The 15,498-nt window shown below is 65.9% G+C and carries 14 protein-coding genes; 6 read left to right on the top strand and 8 right to left on the bottom strand.

The window, feature by feature from the left end:
- Positions 1-62 precede the first annotated feature (62 nt).
- Positions 63-911 carry an endonuclease/exonuclease/phosphatase family protein gene (locus AC07WC_RS13325; RefSeq protein ID WP_495210419.1) on the bottom strand — a complete coding sequence of 283 codons (849 nt, stop codon included), beginning with the start codon at positions 909-911 and terminating at the stop codon, positions 63-65.
- Positions 912-1,088: 177 nt separating this feature from the next.
- On the opposite strand from AC07WC_RS13325, the gene AC07WC_RS13330 reads away from it, so the two are divergent.
- Together AC07WC_RS13330 and AC07WC_RS13335 are read left to right on the top strand one after the other, a co-directional pair.
- The gene (locus tag AC07WC_RS13330) at positions 1,089-2,651 is read left to right on the top strand and encodes a POT-type proton-dependent oligopeptide transporter (protein ID WP_495210420.1); all 1,563 of its coding nucleotides are present in this window, start codon (positions 1,089-1,091) and stop codon (positions 2,649-2,651) included.
- 7 nt (positions 2,652-2,658) lie between these two features.
- On the top strand, positions 2,659-3,282 hold the full coding sequence (locus tag AC07WC_RS13335; RefSeq protein ID WP_495210421.1) for a rhomboid family intramembrane serine protease: 624 nt from the start codon (positions 2,659-2,661) through the stop codon (positions 3,280-3,282).
- Between the two features lie 56 nt (positions 3,283-3,338).
- Here AC07WC_RS13335 and AC07WC_RS13340 read toward each other — a convergent pair whose 3' ends face one another.
- Positions 3,339-3,518, bottom strand: coding sequence for a hypothetical protein (locus AC07WC_RS13340; RefSeq protein ID WP_495210422.1), 180 nt, complete (start codon positions 3,516-3,518; stop codon positions 3,339-3,341).
- A gap of 213 nt (positions 3,519-3,731) precedes the next feature.
- On the opposite strand from AC07WC_RS13340, the gene AC07WC_RS13345 reads away from it, so the two are divergent.
- From AC07WC_RS13345 to cfa, 3 genes are all read left to right on the top strand, one after another.
- The gene (locus AC07WC_RS13345) at positions 3,732-4,034 is read left to right on the top strand and encodes a GNAT family N-acetyltransferase (RefSeq protein ID WP_121041132.1); all 303 of its coding nucleotides are present in this window, start codon (positions 3,732-3,734) and stop codon (positions 4,032-4,034) included.
- A 65-nt stretch (positions 4,035-4,099) separates the two neighbouring features.
- Entirely contained in the window at positions 4,100-4,954 is an 855-nt protein-coding gene (locus AC07WC_RS13350) for a DUF3298 and DUF4163 domain-containing protein (RefSeq protein ID WP_495210423.1), read from the top strand.
- Positions 4,955-4,968: 14 nt separating this feature from the next.
- On the top strand, positions 4,969-6,087 hold the full coding sequence (gene cfa, locus AC07WC_RS13355) for a cyclopropane fatty acyl phospholipid synthase (protein ID WP_495210424.1): 1,119 nt from the start codon (positions 4,969-4,971) through the stop codon (positions 6,085-6,087).
- A gap of 73 nt (positions 6,088-6,160) precedes the next feature.
- On the opposite strand, the gene AC07WC_RS13360 is transcribed toward cfa, so the two are convergent.
- Positions 6,161-8,332, bottom strand: coding sequence for a M3 family metallopeptidase (locus AC07WC_RS13360; RefSeq protein WP_495210425.1), 2,172 nt, complete (start codon positions 8,330-8,332; stop codon positions 6,161-6,163).
- A 221-nt stretch (positions 8,333-8,553) separates the two neighbouring features.
- On the opposite strand from AC07WC_RS13360, the gene AC07WC_RS13365 reads away from it, so the two are divergent.
- Positions 8,554-9,036 carry a glutathione peroxidase gene (locus tag AC07WC_RS13365; protein ID WP_495210426.1) on the top strand — a complete coding sequence of 161 codons (483 nt, stop codon included), beginning with the start codon at positions 8,554-8,556 and terminating at the stop codon, positions 9,034-9,036.
- 104 nt (positions 9,037-9,140) lie between these two features.
- Here the strand turns inward: AC07WC_RS13365 and AC07WC_RS13370 are convergent, their stop codons facing one another.
- The 5 genes from AC07WC_RS13370 to sigJ form a co-directional block, all read right to left on the bottom strand.
- Complete coding sequence (locus AC07WC_RS13370; protein WP_019185907.1) at positions 9,141-9,920, bottom strand: ferredoxin--NADP reductase; 780 nt, start codon at positions 9,918-9,920, stop codon at positions 9,141-9,143.
- A 95-nt stretch (positions 9,921-10,015) separates the two neighbouring features.
- The gene (locus AC07WC_RS13375) at positions 10,016-11,887 is read right to left on the bottom strand and encodes an ABC transporter ATP-binding protein (RefSeq protein WP_495210427.1); all 1,872 of its coding nucleotides are present in this window, start codon (positions 11,885-11,887) and stop codon (positions 10,016-10,018) included.
- 102 nt (positions 11,888-11,989) lie between these two features.
- A complete protein-coding gene (locus AC07WC_RS13380) occupies positions 11,990-13,846 on the bottom strand; it encodes a sulfatase-like hydrolase/transferase (RefSeq protein ID WP_495210428.1) in 1,857 nt (618 codons plus the stop codon).
- A 250-nt stretch (positions 13,847-14,096) separates the two neighbouring features.
- Positions 14,097-14,540 (bottom strand): carboxymuconolactone decarboxylase family protein, encoded by a 444-nt coding sequence (locus tag AC07WC_RS13385; protein ID WP_495210429.1) that lies wholly within the window; start codon positions 14,538-14,540, stop codon positions 14,097-14,099.
- A gap of 32 nt (positions 14,541-14,572) precedes the next feature.
- Positions 14,573-15,472 (bottom strand): RNA polymerase sigma factor SigJ, encoded by a 900-nt coding sequence (sigJ, locus tag AC07WC_RS13390; RefSeq protein WP_495210430.1) that lies wholly within the window; start codon positions 15,470-15,472, stop codon positions 14,573-14,575.
- Positions 15,473-15,498 lie beyond the last annotated feature (26 nt).

Here is a 15,498-nt window from a genome sequence, read left to right on the forward strand (position 1 = left end):
CGAACGGCCAGGCAGTGATGCCTGGCCGTTTTTGGTTGGGCCGACGAGCGCAGCGCGGCGACTCAGGGTGCGCCGGTACTTTCCGGCGTCTGCAGGCGCAGGGTGGCCATGGTGCCCAGCCGCATCGCCGCCGCCTCGCCTTCGCTGGCCGGCAGCTTGATGCTGTCCTGGCGGATGCCGCCGAAGTGCTTGACCTGGAACAACACGTCCAGGCCGTGGCCCCGCGCCGCGCCGGCCAACGACGGCGGGTCCACGCGGTCGCCCGGATTCTTGCGGGCTGGCTGGAACCCCGGGGTGCTGCCCACCAGCTCGGTGATCTCGGCCGAGAAGTCGCCGGCGATCAGCGAGGGCAGGCCGTCGGCAGTCGCGCCGATCCAGGTCATCAGGTCGCTGGTCTGGTGGCGGCGGAGCTCGGCATCGTCCGGTTCCGGCCGCAGCCGGGCCACGTAGATGTTGATCAGTTCTTCGCGCAGCTTGACCCGCAGCATGCCGGCGGCGCTGAACTGCCCGGGCGGATGCAGCAGGGTGACGGCGTCATCGGTCACCGGCAGCCGGGTCAGCATGGCGCTTCCGTGGCGCAGGGGCTGGCTGGGCGGATCGGCGGTGACGAAATCGCAGCTGTAGCGCAACCGGCTGGCCAGCCAGCAGGCCGGGTTGCGGCCCTGGGTCTGCAGCACGCGCTGTACCGCGATCACGTCCGGCTGCATCGACTCCAGCAGCTGCAGCACCTGGTCCCGTCGCTGCTGCCACTGCGCATCGTCCTGGGTCGGCAGCTCCAGCGTGGCGATCTTCAGCGAGGGCAGTGCGTCATCCGCCTGGCGGGCATGGGCCCAGGCGGCGGGGGCCGCCAGCAACAGCAGCAGGATCCAGCCTGTCCAACCTCGGGTCCCGCCGGTGATGTGCGTGCGCATAACGATAAGTTTACGCTTCTGCCGTCGACGATCCGTGACATGCATGCCATCCCGCGAGGTCGTTTTCGCCCCGCCTGGCATGTACGGCGTCCCCTGTCATGCAGCTGTGCAGCGTGCGCTGGGGTGGGGGCTTCCGGTAATCTTGGTCCTTTCGTGTTCGCAGGACAGCCCCACAGGATGAGCAATATCGCAGCCGCCAGCGCAGGCAAAGGAAAGATGCCGCGCCAGATTCCCTACATCATCGGCAATGAGGCCTGCGAACGCTTCAGCTTCTATGGGATGCGCAACATCCTGGTGCAGTTCCTGATCACCTCGCTGCTGCTGCAGGAGATCACCGCCGATGGCCGCGCCGGCGAGGCCAAGGACATCATGCACAGCTTCATGATCGGCGTGTATTTCTTCCCGCTGCTCGGTGGCTGGCTGGCCGACAAATTCTTCGGCAAGTACCACACCATCCTGTGGTTCAGCCTGATCTACTGCGCCGGCCATGCCTGTCTGGCCATCTTCGAGGACAGCCGCCAGGGCTTCTTCGTCGGCCTGGGCCTGATCGCGCTCGGCGCCGGTGGCATCAAGCCGCTCGTGGCCTCGTTCATGGGCGATCAGTTCGACCAGAGCAACAAGCATCTGGCGAAGGTGGTGTTCGACGCCTTCTACTGGATCATCAATTTCGGTTCGCTGTTCGCCTCGCTGCTGATTCCGCTGGCGCTGAAGAACCTGGGTCCGTCATGGGCCTTCGGTATCCCGGGCATCCTGATGTTCGTGGCCACTTTCGTGTTCTGGATGGGCCGCAAGCGCTATGTGCTGGTCCCGCTGCCGCCGAAGGACCCGCATTCGTTCGGCAATGTCGTGCGTACCGCGCTGTCGGCGCAGGTGCCGGGCAAGGGGCGTCCGGGTCGTACCCTGGCGATCCTCGGTGCCGTGCTGGCGGTGGCCTCGATGGGCCTGGTCGGCAGCCTGGGCATCGTGATCTGCCTGTGCATCGCCCTGGTCCTGCTGCTGGCCGGCATCGGCGGCGGCACCTGGATGCAGCTGGACCGCGCCCGCGCGGTGCATCCGGCCGAGGCGGTGGAGGGCGTGCGCTCGGTGCTGCGCGTGCTGGTGATCTTCGCCCTGACCACCCCGTTCTTCTCGCTGTTCGACCAGAAGGCCTCGACCTGGGTCCTGCAGGGCCAGCAGATGGCCATGCCGAGCTGGTTCACCGCCTCGCAGATGCAGGCGCTGAACCCGTTGCTGGTGATGATCCTGATCCCGTTCAACAACCTGGTGTTGTACCCGATGCTGCGCCGTTTCGGCTTCGAGCCGACCGCGCTGCGCCGGATGACCGCTGGCATCGCCTTCAGCGGCCTGGCCTGGATCGTGGTCGGCGGCATCCAGGTGATGATGGATGGCGGCAACGTCATGTCGATCTTCTGGCAGATGCTGCCGTACGCGCTGCTGACCTTCGGTGAGGTGCTGGTCTCGGCCACCGGCCTGGAGTTCGCCTACAGCCAGGCGCCGCAGGCGATGAAGGGCGTGGTGATGAGCTTCTGGAACCTGACCACCACCATCGGCAACCTGTGGGTGCTGCTGTCCAACGCGGCGGTGCGCAACGACACGGTGACCCACCAGATCGCCAGTACCGGGTTGAGCGAGGCGGCGTTCCTGATGTTCTTCTTCGCCGGCTTCGCGTTCCTGGCGGCGTTGGCCTTCGGTTGGTATGCCAAGCGCTATCGTATGGTCGACAACTACCGCACCGCCTGAGCCTGACATGACCCCAGTCAACCTGCTGCTGATCGCCATCACCGTCATCGTGTCGTGGATGGCGTTCAAGAACCGCGCGCTGGCCGACCGCCTGATCCTGTGGCCGCCGGCAGTGGATCGCAACCGTCAGTACGATCGCCTGATCACCTACGGGTTCATCCACGCCGATCTGTCCCACCTGGCGTTCAACATGATCACGCTGTTCTTCTTCGGCGGCTTCATCGAACAGGTGATGCTGCAGTTGAGCGGCAGCTACCTGACCTATCCGGCGTTCTACTTGGGCGCGTTGCTGGTCTCGATCCTGCCCAGCTACCTGAAGAACCAGAAAAATCCGAACTACCTCAGCCTGGGGGCATCGGGCGCGGTGTCGGCGGTGCTGTTCGCCTTCATCCTGATCAAGCCGTGGTCGATCATCCTGGTGCTGTTCATCCCGGCCCCGGCGATCATCTATGCGGTGTTCTACGTGGGCTACAGCATCTGGATGGACCGCCGCGGTGGCGATCGCATCAACCACAGCGCGCACCTGGCCGGTGCGGCGTTCGGCGTGTTGTTCATGCTGGCCATGCAGCCGAGCATCTTCAGCCACTTCCTGGGTGAGCTGAGCAACCCGACCTTCCGCCTGGGCGGTTGAGCCGGGCGTACCGACCGTCGGTCGGTACGCATCGAAGGACCCTGGAAGGCCGCGGTTTACGCGGCCTTCTTGCCGTCCACGCCATAGGTGCTGAGCAACCGGGCATAGACCTCGTTGTCGATCTGGTCGAATTCCCAGCCCTGGGTCTGGCCGTTCACGGCCAGCTGGAACAGGCCTTCGAGCAGGGAGCTGTCGGCATCGCCGTGGGCGGCGGGGGCAGGTGTGGTGTTGTCCATGCGGACCTCCGGAAGCGCGGGTACGTACAGGCAGGTCTTCGCAAAAGCCATGCCAGCTTTCACGCCCTGTCCGGATCCGGTATCGGCTTGAACGCGCCAGGCTTTAGGGCTGGATGTGACGCAATACGTCGCTGCTTGCCCCTGTTCAGGCTTCACGCGATCATGGCGGCCAGCTGCGCACTATCGCTGCAGTCGCCGCAGGAGACACCGCTCATGGCTTCGGTCACGCCGCCCGGACTGGCTTACGAGGTGGAGCACGATCTGGCCAATCACCGGTTCCAGGCCCGGGTCAAAGGGCATCTGGCACTGCTGGATTACCAGATCAAGCGCAAGCGGATGATCATCACCCACACCGAGGTGCCCGAGCCGATCGCCGGCCGTGGTGTCGCGGGTGAGTTGACCAAGGTGGCGCTGCGCTACGCGCGCGAACAGAAATTCAAGGTAGTGCCGGCCTGTGCTTACGCCGAAGCGTTCCTGCAGCGGCACGAGGAGTACGACGACCTGCTGGTCCGGTGAGGACAGCGGGTCATGCTTCAGGGATGGCCGATCATGATGGTGGGTTACAACAAGGGGATTTCAGGATGAGCATCGCAGGAAACCGGCGCGCGCTGCGCACCAGCGCGTTGGCCTTGGCTATGGGCCTGGTGATGGTGGCAGGCTGCAAGCGCGACGGTGACACGCCGGCGCCGGTGGCGCCGACGGAGACGGCTGCAGAACCGACCGCACCGGCGGTGGCGGCGGACGCGCCGGTCGAGCTGCGCGACGTGATCGAGACCTCGCCGCAGGCGGTGGTCGGGATCACTTATCCGCCGGACATCGCCCGGTACCCCGGCCTGGCCAAGGCGCTGGGCGGCTATGCCGACAGTGCGCGGGCAGAGCTGCAGCAGGCGCTGGACGGGCTGGGCAACGACAAGCCGACCATGCCCTACGAGCTCTCGCTGACCTTCGAGAAGGTACTGGAGACGCCGCAGCTGGTGGTGGTCACGGCCGATGGCAGCCGCTACACCGGCGGTGCCCACGGTGAGCCGCTGGTGGCGCGCTTCGTGTGGCTGCCGGCGCAGCAGCAGATGCTGACCGCCGACAAGCTGGTGGCCGACGACAAGGGCTGGAAGGCGATCAGCGATTACGTGGCCGACCAGCTGCGCGAGCGCGTGGCGACGCGCCTGAGCGGCGATGAGCTGGAGCCGGCGCAGATGCAGGAATCCCTGCGCAACGCCAGCCGGCTGATCGCCGATGGCACCGGGCCCAGCGCGGACAACTTCAGCCAGTTCCAGCCGCTGACCGGTTCCGACGGGCGTATCTCTGCGATACGCTTCGTGTTCCCGCCCTACCAGGTAGGGCCGTACTCGGACGGCACGCAGACCGTGGACGTCCCGGCCGCCGTGCTGGTGCCGCACGTGGGTCAGGATGTCGCGGAGTTGTTCGCCCGGGGCTGATCGACGGAGGCGACGTGGACGCTGGGCTGCAACGACGGGTCACAGGGTTGCTGCATGAAGCGGGGGTCACCGTTGATGGTGACCAGCCGCAGGACATCACGGTGCACGACCCGCGCTTCCATGCGCGGGTCATGGCCCAGGGCTCGCTGGGCCTGGGCGAGAGCTACATGGACGGGCAGTGGGACGCCCACTCGCTGGACGACTTCCTCTTCCATCTGATGCAGGCGCATCTGGACGAGCGCGTGCACGGCTGGCGCGACCTCGCTGATGCGCTCAAGGCGCGGGTGTTCAATCTGCAGGCCGGCGCCGGCAGTTTCGAGGTCGGACGCCGCCATTACGATCTGGGCAATGATCTGTACGAGGCGATGCTTGGCCAACGGCTGGTCTACAGCTGTGGTTACTGGCGCGAGGCCACGGACCTGGATGCGGCGCAGGAGGCCAAGCTCGACCTGATCTGCCGCAAACTGGGCCTGCGCCCTGGACAGCGCATCCTGGATATCGGCTGTGGGTGGGGCGAGGCGCTGAAGTTCGCCGCCGAGCGCTATGGCGTGTCCGGCGTCGGCGTGACGATCTCGCGGGAGCAGGCAGAGTATGCGCGGCAGTTGTGCGCGGGGCTGCCGATCGAGATACGGCTGCAGGATTACCATGACGTGCAGGAGTCCTTCGACGCGATCCTGTCGGTGGGCATGTTCGAGCACGTGGGCGACAAGAACTATCGCGGGTATTTCGAGATGGCGCGGCGCTGCCTGCGGCCCGAAGGATTGTTCCTGCTGCATTCGATCGGCAGCAATCTGTCGCGGCATCGCACCGATCCGTGGATCGCGAAGTACATCTTCCCGAACTCGATGCTGCCCTCGGCAGCGCAGATGACCGAGGCGTTCGAGGGTTTGTTCGTGCTGGAGGACTGGCACAATTTCGGCACCGATTACGACCGCACGCTGCAGGCGTGGCGGGCCAACATCGAGGCGGCGTGGCCGCGGTTGGATGCGCAGCGCTATGACGAGCGGTTCCGCCGGATGTGGCGGTTCTATCTGGCCGGCTCGATGGCGAGCTTCCGCTGCCGGCATGCGCAGTTGTGGCAACTGGTGCTGTCGCCCAATGGGGTGCCCGGCGGATATGTGGCGCCGCGGTGAGATGAGATGGCCGCACAAAAAACGCCCGGCAGTGCCGGGCGTTTTTTGTCTTGCACGTCGTTGAAGCGGACGCTTACTTCTTGCCGTCGCCCGAGGTCAGGCCGCGCTTCTCGAGCAGCGGCTCGATCTGCGGGGCATGCCCGGCGAAGTTCTGGAACAGTTCCATCGCATCGACGCTGCCGCCCTTGGAGAGCAGGGTCTGGCGGAAGTGGTCGCCGTTCTTGCGGCTCAGGCCGCCGTTTTCGCGGAACCACTTCTGGGTGTTGGCATCGAGCACTTCGGACCAGATGTAGGCGTAGTAGCCGGCCGAGTAGCCGCCCATGATGTGGCTGAAGTACGGGGTCTTGTAGCGCGGCGGGACCGGCGCGTAGAAGATGCCGTCCTTGGCCAGGGCCTCGGCTTCGAACTTCATGACGTCCTTGGCGGCCGGGACCTGGTCCGGGCCGATCTGGTGCCAGCGCTGGTCGAGCATGGCCGCACCGAGGTATTCGGTGGTGGCGAAGCCCTGGTTGAACTTGGCGGCGGCGACGACCTTGTCGAGCAGGGCCTGCGGCATGGCCGTGCCGTTCTGGTAGTGCTTGGCGTAGTTCTTCAGGATGACCGGGTCATCGGCCCACATCTCGTTGACCTGCGAGGGGAACTCGACGAAGTCGCGCGGCACCGAGGTGCCCGAGAAGTAGGGGTACTTCACGTTCGAGAACATGCCGTGCAGGGCGTGGCCGAATTCGTGGAAGGTGGTGGTCACTTCATCCCAGGTCAACAGGGTCGGCTTGCCGGCCGGCGGCTTGGGGATGTTGAGGTGGTTGGCGACCACCGGCTTGAAGCCGGTCAGTGCCGACTGCGAGACGTAGGAGTTCATCCACGCACCGCCGCGCTTGGAGGCGCGTGCATACGGGTCGAAGATGAAGATCGCCAGCTGGCTGCCGTCGGCATCGAACACGTCGTAGACGGTGACGTCTTCGTGGTAGACCGGCAGGTCGGTGCGCTGCTTGAAGGTCAGGCCGAATTCGAGCTGGGCGGCGTGGAAGACGCCGTTTTCGAGCACGTTCTTCATTTCGAAGTACGGCTTGAGCTGGGATTCGTCGAAGTTGTACTTGGCCTGGCGCACCTTCTCGCTGTAGAACGCCCAGTCCCATGCTTCGAGCTTGAAGGTCGGCTTGCCGGCGGCCTTCTGTTCCTTGTCGATCATGGCCTGCAGGTCGGCGGCTTCGCGCTTGGCGTTGGCGACGGCGGCCGGGGCGAGCTGGCCGAGCATGGCGTTGACGGCTTCGGGGGTCTTGGCGGTCTGGTTGGTCAGGTTGTAGGCGGCGAAGTTCGCAAAGCCCATCAGCTTGGCCTTGTCCGCACGCAGCTGCATGATGCGCGAGACCAGGGCGGTGTTGTCGTACTCGCCGCCGCGGCTGCCGCGGGTGACCGAGGCTTCGTAGATCTTCTGGCGCAGGGCGCGGTTGGCCAGGTTGGTCAGCGGCGGCTGGCCGGTGGTGTTGAGCAGGGTGATGACGTACTTGCCGTCCTGGCCACGGGCCTTGGCGGCTTCGGCGGCGGCGGAGATCTGCTCCTGCGAGAGACCGGCCAGTTCCTTGACGTCATCGACGGTGATCGCCGAGGCGTTCACTTCGGCCAGCACGTTCTGGCTGAACTTGGTGCCCAGGTTGGCCAGCTCGGCGTTCATTTCCTTGAGCTTGGTCTTGTCCGCTTCGGACAGCTTGGCACCGGCGCGCACGTAGCTCTCGTAGTACTTCTCGACCAGGCGCACGCCTTCGGCGTCGAGGCCGAGCTGGGCGCGGGTGTCGTACAGGGTCTGGATGCGGGCGAACAGCTTGCCGTTCAGCGCGATGGCGTCGCTGTGCGCGGCGAAGCGGGCGGAGTAGTCGGCCTGCAGCTTCTTGCGTGCGTCGTTGGTGTCGGCACCGACCAGGCTGAAGAACACGGTGGTGGCGCGGTCCAGGGTGTCACCGCTCTTTTCCAGGGCGATGAGGGTGTTGTCGAAGGTCGGCTTGGCCTTGTTGTTGGCGATCGCCTCGACTTCCTTGAGCTGCTGGGCCATGCCGGCGTCGAAGGCGGGGGCGAAGTCGCTGTCCTTGATCTTGTCGAACTGCGGGAAATGCAGCGGCAGCGGGCTGTCGGCGAAGAACGGGTTGGCCTGCTGGGCGGCGGTCGCGGCCGGGGTGGCAGCGGTGGCGGAATAGGCGGGCAGGGCCAGGCCGAGGGTCACGGCGACGGCGAGGGCAAGACGGGTGGTCAAGGGGAATTCTCCGGTCAGACAAGTCTTTGAGGGTAACCCGAGCCGTCGGAAGGAGGCTTGTGTCGAAAGGCATGTTTTGGCCAGGCCAGGGCATTGCGAGCGGCGCGGCCACGTGGACAGCGGCGTTTGATAGGTGCGAAGGCGCTGGCCGGCACCTCAGCTCACCAAGCCGAATGCGCTGGGCGAGCTAAGATCAGGTCTTTCCCACGGAGCTCCCTGCCATGACCACTGCCTTCGATTTTCCGTTCGTGGACCTGTCGGGCCAGCCGCAGGCGTTGGCGCAGTACCGGGGCAAGGTGTTGTTGCTGGTCAATGTGGCCAGCAAGTGTGGCTTCACGCCGCAGTACGAGGGGCTGGAGGCGCTGTGGCGGGAGTTCGGGCCGCGGGGGCTGGTGGTGATCGGGTTTCCCTGCGATCAGTTCGGGCACCAGGAGCCGGGCGATGCGGCGCAGATCGGGGAGTTCTGTTCGCTGACCTATGGGGTCAGTTTCCCGATGTCGGACAAGGTGGAGGTCAACGGCGACGGGGCCGATCCGCTGTGGCAGTGGCTCAAGGCCGAGAAGGCCGGGGTGCTGGGTACGCGGGGGATCAAGTGGAACTTCAGCAAGTTCCTGGTGGGCCGCGATGGGCAGGTGCTGGCGCGCTATGCGCCGACCGACACGCCGGCGTCGCTGCGCGGGGATATCGAGGCCGCGCTGGGCTGATCCGCCCCTGGTCAGGGCGCGGCCAGAGGGAGTGCCGGCCGCTGGCCGGCTGCTCGTGTTGCATGACCTCGGTGGGGTTCAGCCACGCATGGCGTGGCTGGTCCTCATTTTTCGACGAAGGCGCGCTCGAACACGTAGTGGCCCGGCGTGCCGATGCGCGGGGAGGTCTGGAAGCCGCGGCTGTCCAGCACGGTGCGCAGGTCGGCCAGCATCTGCGGGCTGCCGCAGATCATGGCGCGATCGTTTTCCGGATCCAGCGGCGGCAGGCCGAGGGTCTTCTGCATCTCGCCGCTTTCCATCAGCGAGGTCAGGCGGCCCTGGTTGGGGAAGGCTTCGCGGGTCACGGCCGGGTAGTAGAGCAGCTTGTCGCCGATCATCTCGCCAAGGAATTCGTGCTCGCGCAGTTCCTTCTCGAACAGGTCGCGGTAGGCCAGGTCCTTTTCATAGCGCACGCCGTGGGTGAGGATCACCTTGTCGAAGCGCTCGTAGGTTTCCGGGTCCTTGATCACCGACAGCCACGGCGCCAGGCCGGTGCCGGTGCCGAGCAGGTACAGGTGCTTGCCCGGATGCAGGTCGCTGATCAACAGGGTGCCGGTAGGCTTCTTGCCGACCAGCACCTTGTCGCCCGGCTTGATGTGCTGCAGGCGCGAGGTCAGCGGGCCGTCCTGCACCTTGATGCTGAAGAACTCCAGGTTTTCTTCCCAGTTGGCACTGGCGATGGAGTACGCGCGCAGCAACGGGCGCGCTTCGGTTTCCAGACCGATCATCACGAACTGGCCGTTCTCGAAGCGGAAGCCGCTGTCGCGGGTCGTGGTGAAGCTGAAGTAGGCGTCGGTCCAGTGGCGGACCTCAAGCACCGTTTCGGCGCCAAAAGCGGAAGACATGGGGGTGGGGTTCTGGTCGGTTTCGTCGGGTCTAGTTTATCTCAAATGAGATAAATTCTCATTGACTGGCTGGGCAGGCCTGTCGTACCTGGGTTTCAGCGGTAGCCGGCGGCCTGCAGTTCGAACAGTTCAGCATAGCGGCCGCCTTGCGCCATCAGTTCGGCATGGGTGCCGCTGGCCTCGATCCGGCCGCCGGCCAGCACCAGGATGCGGTCAGCCATGCGCACCGAAGAGAAGCGGTGCGAGATCAGCACCGCAGTGCGGTTGTCGGACAGTTCCTTGAACCGCTGGAACACCTCGAACTCGCTGCGGGCATCCAGCGCCGCGGTCGGTTCATCGAGGATCATGACCTGCGCATCGCGCATGTAGGCCCGCGCGATCGCGATCTTCTGCCACTGGCCACCGGACAGGTCCACGCCCATCTTGAAACGGCGGCCGATCAGCTGGTCGTAGCCGCCGGGCAGGCCGGCGATCACCTCATCGGCCATGCCGCGCCGGGCGGCGTCGCGGATGCGGGCGTCGTCGCCCATCGCCTCGACCAGGCCGACGCCGATGTTCTCGCCGGCACTGAGGTTGTAACGCACGAAATCCTGGAAGATCACGCCCATGTTGGCGCGCAGGTCATCCAGGTCGTAGTCGCGCAGGTCGCGGCCATCGAGCAGGATGCGGCCTTCGTCGGGGTCGTACAGGCGGGCCAGTAGCTTGACCAGGGTGGTCTTGCCAGCACCGTTCTCACCGACCAGTGCCAGCACTTCGCCGGCACGCAGTTCGAAATCCAGGTGGCGCACCGCCCAGCTTTCGGCATCCGGATAGCGGAAGCCGACGTTCTCGAACACGAAGCCCTGGGTGATCGGTTGCGGAATGGCGATGGCGTCCGGGCGCGAGTGGATTTCCGGTTCGATCTGGAAGAACGAGAACAGGTCGTCCAGGTACAAGGCCTGGCCGGCAACCTGCGAAAAGCCGATCAGCAGGCCTTCCAGCAACTGGCGCAGGCGCAGGAAGCTGCCGGCCAGGAAGGTGAGGTCGCCGATCGAGAAATCGCCGCGCACGGTGCGCCAGGCGATGTAGGCGTAGGCGGCGTAGTAGCCCAGCGTACCGAGCGCGGCCAGCAGCGTGCCCCAGATAGCGCGCTTGCGCGCCAGCGTACGGTTGGCGAGATAGAACTTCTCGGCGAGCAGCTTGTAGCGATCGATCAGGAAGCGATGGAGGTTGAAGATCTTCACCTCCTTGGCGGTTTCCACGCTGGCCCCGATCTGGCGCAGGTACTCCAGTTGGCGGCGCTCGGGCGTCCACTGGAAGTTGAGGCTGTAGCCGGCAGCGTTGAAATGCGATTCGCCGATGAACGCCGGGATCAGTGCCACTGCCAGCAACAGGATCAACCATGGCGCGTACACGATCAGGCCGACCGCGAGGCTGGCCACCGTGATGCTGTCCTGCACCTGGCCGAACAGCTGGCTCATCAGGTTCATCCGCCCCATGGTCTGGCGCCGTGCGCGGTCCAGCTTGTCCTGCAGGTCGGGGTCTTCGAAATCCTCCAGGTCCAGCTCGGCCGCGTGTTCCATCAGCCGCACGCTGGTGACGTTGGTGAACAGCTCCGACAGCAGCGTATCGGCGTAACTGACCATCCGGCCAAGCAGGTCCGAGGCCATCGCCAGGCCGAACTCGAGCGCGAGCAGGCCGAGCAGCGGGTTGAGCAGGCCGCTGGAAAGTGCCTCGCCGAACGGCGGGAAGCCGGCGTCATGCTGGCTGAGCTGCACGGCGGCATCGATGATCAATTTGCCGACGTACAACATCGCCACCGGCAGCAACGCGCGGATCACGCGCAGGCCGAGGCTGGCCAGGGTCAGCCCCTGGCTGGTCTGCCAGACCTGGCGCAGGAACGGGGGCAGGTTGCGCATCGCATTGACGCGCTCACGCAGGCTGGGATTCTTCTGGCCGGGTGCACCGGCAGCGGGGGAGGCGGGCATGGGCGGTATTGTGCGCGTCGCCCGTGTGGTTTGCAGATGAAGCCTGCCGCGTGCGGCGCCGGTGCATGCCATGACGGCCCATCGGTCCGTGTCGCCAACGCGCTAGGGCGACGGCCTGCTGATGGGTTGGAGCAGCTGCATCTGGTCGACGATGGCGGCGGTGATGGCGGCCGTTGAGGTGGTATCCGGGATCTGACGATAGTCGGCGTCGCGTACCTCGATGCCATAGGGCCGCACGAGCAGCGCCCGAGGGCCGACGCGTACCGCGCGCTGGGTCCATGACTCCACCAGCAGCGGGCGCATCGGTGGCAGCGGGCCGAACAGGTCCAGCCCCGCCGAATGGTCCGACGGCGGATTGCTGCAGGCCAGCAGGTGGCGCAGCAGCGTCGGTGCAATGTCCATGTGGCTGGTGATGGCCGGCTCCGAGGCGGCTGCCCGGCCCGGCCAGCGGATCGCCATCGGCACACGGGTCTGCACATCGCTGAAATTTCCGTTGTGCCCCCAGTCGTTCTGGCCGAGATCGTTGAAGGACTCGCCGTGGTCGCTGGTGATGATCACTACGGTATCGTCGCGGCGGCCGCTGTCATCCAGGGCCTGCAGCAACTGGCCGATCAGGGTGTCGGCATTGAGCACGGCATTGCGGTAGCGGTTGAACAACGGTGCCGGGTCCGTGCCGCGATGGGTTTTGAAGTGATCACCTGATCTGGCCTGGGGCAGGAACCGGTGGTCGGCATCGGCCGGAACAGCATAGGGCACATGGGCGCTGTCCAGCAGCATGAACCCGAAGAACGGTGTCTCGGCGGGCTGCTTGCGCAGCGCAGCGGACAGCTGATTGACGACGTAACGATCACGCAGATCCTGGGCGACATCACTCGGCGCGGTATGCAGCGGCGCGGTGACCTGCGCGAACACGGCCCGGTCCATGCGGGCGCCCTGCAACGACGCGCCACCATACAGATGGAACTGGTAGCCACGCTGGTCCAGCTGGCGCAGCAGCTCCGGCCCGCGGCGGTGGTGGATCATGGTGTTGGTATGCAGGGCCGGCAGGCCGTAGAACAGCCCGAACAAGCCATGCATGGTGTTGTTGCCGGTGCTGTAGTGCTGCTCTGCCTGCCATCCCTGCGCAGCGAAGCGGCTGGCATTGGGCATCTGCGCAGGCGTGAGCATGTCATGACGCAGCGAATCGACCACGATCATCAGCACGTTCATAGGCCGCTCCGCGCGGCACTGCAAAGGTTGGTGCGGGTACTGCAGGGCGGTTTTGCTGGGCTGCCCGGCCAGCTGGCGTTCCATGCCGTCTTCCTGGGCCCAGCCCAGCTTGGCCAAGTGGCGCCGCGCAGTCGCGGTGTGCAGCCAGGGAATGGGGCGCAGTCCGGTCATGGCATCGGCTCGGCTGCGCGCGTCGTACCAGATCGCCACCCCTTGGGTGATCGGTAGCAGGGGTAGCAGCACCAACAGCCAACGGGCGCGCGGCAGCGCGGCAATGCCCCGGCGTTTAAGCCGGCGCGCCAACAGCAGCTGCAGCGTGGCCATGCCGACCAGCGCGACGCCGGCAACCAGACAGGACAGGGTGTTCAGGCCGAGCTGGTCCAGCAGCTGACCGCTGAGCAGCAGGCCGATGACCAGACCATTGAGATGAAAACCGAACTGGTGGAACACCCGGGCATCAATGAGCAGCGCTACCCACCACAGCGTGGTCAGCGTGACCACGCTGGGCAATGCCAGCGCACGCAGCGGCTTGATGCTGCCCAGTAACCAGCCGGGCAGGCAGCACACCGCCAGTGCGAGCGTCAGTTGGCTGGCCAGTGCCACGGTGAGAAACAGCCGCGCGTCGATGGCAGCGGGCCAGGTAACGTTCAGCAGCACGGGTAGGGCAGACCCGACCGCGTTGATGAGCAGATACGCGGTCAACCATGCAGTCGGGTGTGGATGAAGCATTGCGCTGCGCGAGTGTGTCATGCAGTCCGGTCCTGCCCAATAAAGAGGCGGACCGTACTGCGAACCGTGGCGTGGCTGAGGTGTTATTTGAACAAAAAATCAGCGAGGCGTCTTGGATATACGCACTCATCGCTTTCTGTCGTGAAAGACCGAATTCCTTGTCAGAAATACCTCTGCATTACGCTCACGCGCTGCGTGCGCTCATGCAGGTGCGATTCAGTCACTCAGTGGAATGCGCACACGGGTAACTCAGCGCGTTCCCGCGGCCGAATCACGGCAGCGGCGGCAACAGCCCGGCGCCGAGGCGGTTCCAGGCATTGATCACCGCGATGCCCATGCTGAGGTCACTGATGCCCTTTTCATCGAAGTGCGGCAACAGCGTCTCGTACGCGGCATCCGAAGGCGCGGAGCTGCTCAGGCGGGTCAATGCCTCGGCCCAGCCCAGCGCGGCGCGCTCGCGCGCATCGAAGAAGCGGCTCTCGTGCCAGGCCGGCAGCGTATCGAGCTTGCGCGGTTCGATGCCGCCCTTGCGCAGGGTGGTGCCATGCATGTCCATGCAGTAGCCGCAGCCGTTGATCTGCGACACACGCAGGAACACCAGTTCCATCAGCACCGGATCGATCGAGCTGTCGTGCACGGCCTTGCTGGTGGCGAGCAGGCCCTTGAATGCCTCGGCGGCGAGGCGGGTATACGGAACGCGGGGTGAGGTGGACATCGGGGACTCCATGACGGCCGCAATGGCCGTCTTCATCGGGAGGACGCGCCAGCGTGGCGCGCTGTGACAAGCGCGGTGAGTTTTTCCGGATTGAGTACGCTGAGCACGCGCACGATGCGTCCGGCATCGACCGTGATCATCGTGACCGAGTGCAGCTGGTCGCCGGCGAAACGCAGGATCGCCGGCTCGCCATTGACCTGGCCGAGCTGCGCCGGATGCTGGCCGTTGCGGCGCGCGATCGCCCAGTACAGCTGCGCGATGCGCTCGGCGCCCAGCAGGGGACGGATCGCCGCGGTCACGCGGCCGCCGCCATCGGAGATCATCTCGGCATTGGCGTCGAGCAGCGAACGGATGGCCGCCAGGTCGCCCTGCTGCGAGGCGTCCATGAAGCGTGCCAGCAGGTCGCGGTGCTGCGCGGCCGAGACCGTGAAGCGTGGCGCGCCGGTCTGCAGGCGCTGCCGCGCCCGGTGCACCAGCTGCCGGCAGTTGGCCGGGGAGTGCTGCAGCAGCGGAGCGATGTCCGGGTAGTCGTAATCGAACACATCCTTGAGCAGGAAGGCCGCGCGCTCGTCCGGCTTGAGCTGCTCCAGCAGCGCCAGGAAGGCTACCGAGACCTCGTCGGCGAGGGCATGACGCTGGGCCGGGTCCTGCAGCGGGTCCGGGTCCAGGGCGATCTCCAGCGGCTCGGGCAGCCATGGGCCGACGTAGTCCACGCGCGCGCTGCACATGGCGCGCAGGCGGTCCAGGCCGAGCCGGGTGGTGGCCGTGACCAGCCAGCCCTCCGGATCGCGGATCACGGCGGTGTCGGCGCCCTGCCAGCGCAGCCAGGCGTCCTGGACGATGTCCTCGGCGTCGCTGCGGCTGCCCAGCAGGCGGTAGGCCAGGGCGAACAGGCGGGGGCGGTGGGTCTGGAAGGTATCGGTCGGGGTCATGCCGGAAGGACGCGGCAGGGCGGGCC

It is taken from the genome of Stenotrophomonas sp. GW821-FHT01H02A (assembly GCF_059422145.1).

Coding starts and splice junctions, on each gene's coding strand:
- AC07WC_RS13325 (WP_495210419.1), bottom strand. CDS start 911: ATGCGCACGCACATCACCGGCGGGACCCGAGGTTGGACAGGCTGGATC.
- AC07WC_RS13330 (WP_495210420.1), top strand. CDS start 1,089: ATGAGCAATATCGCAGCCGCCAGCGCAGGCAAAGGAAAGATGCCGCGC.
- AC07WC_RS13335 (WP_495210421.1), top strand. CDS start 2,659: ATGACCCCAGTCAACCTGCTGCTGATCGCCATCACCGTCATCGTGTCG.
- AC07WC_RS13340 (WP_495210422.1), bottom strand. CDS start 3,518: ATGGACAACACCACACCTGCCCCCGCCGCCCACGGCGATGCCGACAGC.
- AC07WC_RS13345 (WP_121041132.1), top strand. CDS start 3,732: ATGGCTTCGGTCACGCCGCCCGGACTGGCTTACGAGGTGGAGCACGAT.
- AC07WC_RS13350 (WP_495210423.1), top strand. CDS start 4,100: ATGAGCATCGCAGGAAACCGGCGCGCGCTGCGCACCAGCGCGTTGGCC.
- AC07WC_RS13365 (WP_495210426.1), top strand. CDS start 8,554: ATGACCACTGCCTTCGATTTTCCGTTCGTGGACCTGTCGGGCCAGCCG.
- AC07WC_RS13370 (WP_019185907.1), bottom strand. CDS start 9,920: ATGTCTTCCGCTTTTGGCGCCGAAACGGTGCTTGAGGTCCGCCACTGG.
- AC07WC_RS13375 (WP_495210427.1), bottom strand. CDS start 11,887: ATGCCCGCCTCCCCCGCTGCCGGTGCACCCGGCCAGAAGAATCCCAGC.
- AC07WC_RS13380 (WP_495210428.1), bottom strand. CDS start 13,846: ATGACACACTCGCGCAGCGCAATGCTTCATCCACACCCGACTGCATGG.
- AC07WC_RS13385 (WP_495210429.1), bottom strand. CDS start 14,540: ATGTCCACCTCACCCCGCGTTCCGTATACCCGCCTCGCCGCCGAGGCA.
- sigJ (WP_495210430.1), bottom strand. CDS start 15,472: ATGACCCCGACCGATACCTTCCAGACCCACCGCCCCCGCCTGTTCGCC.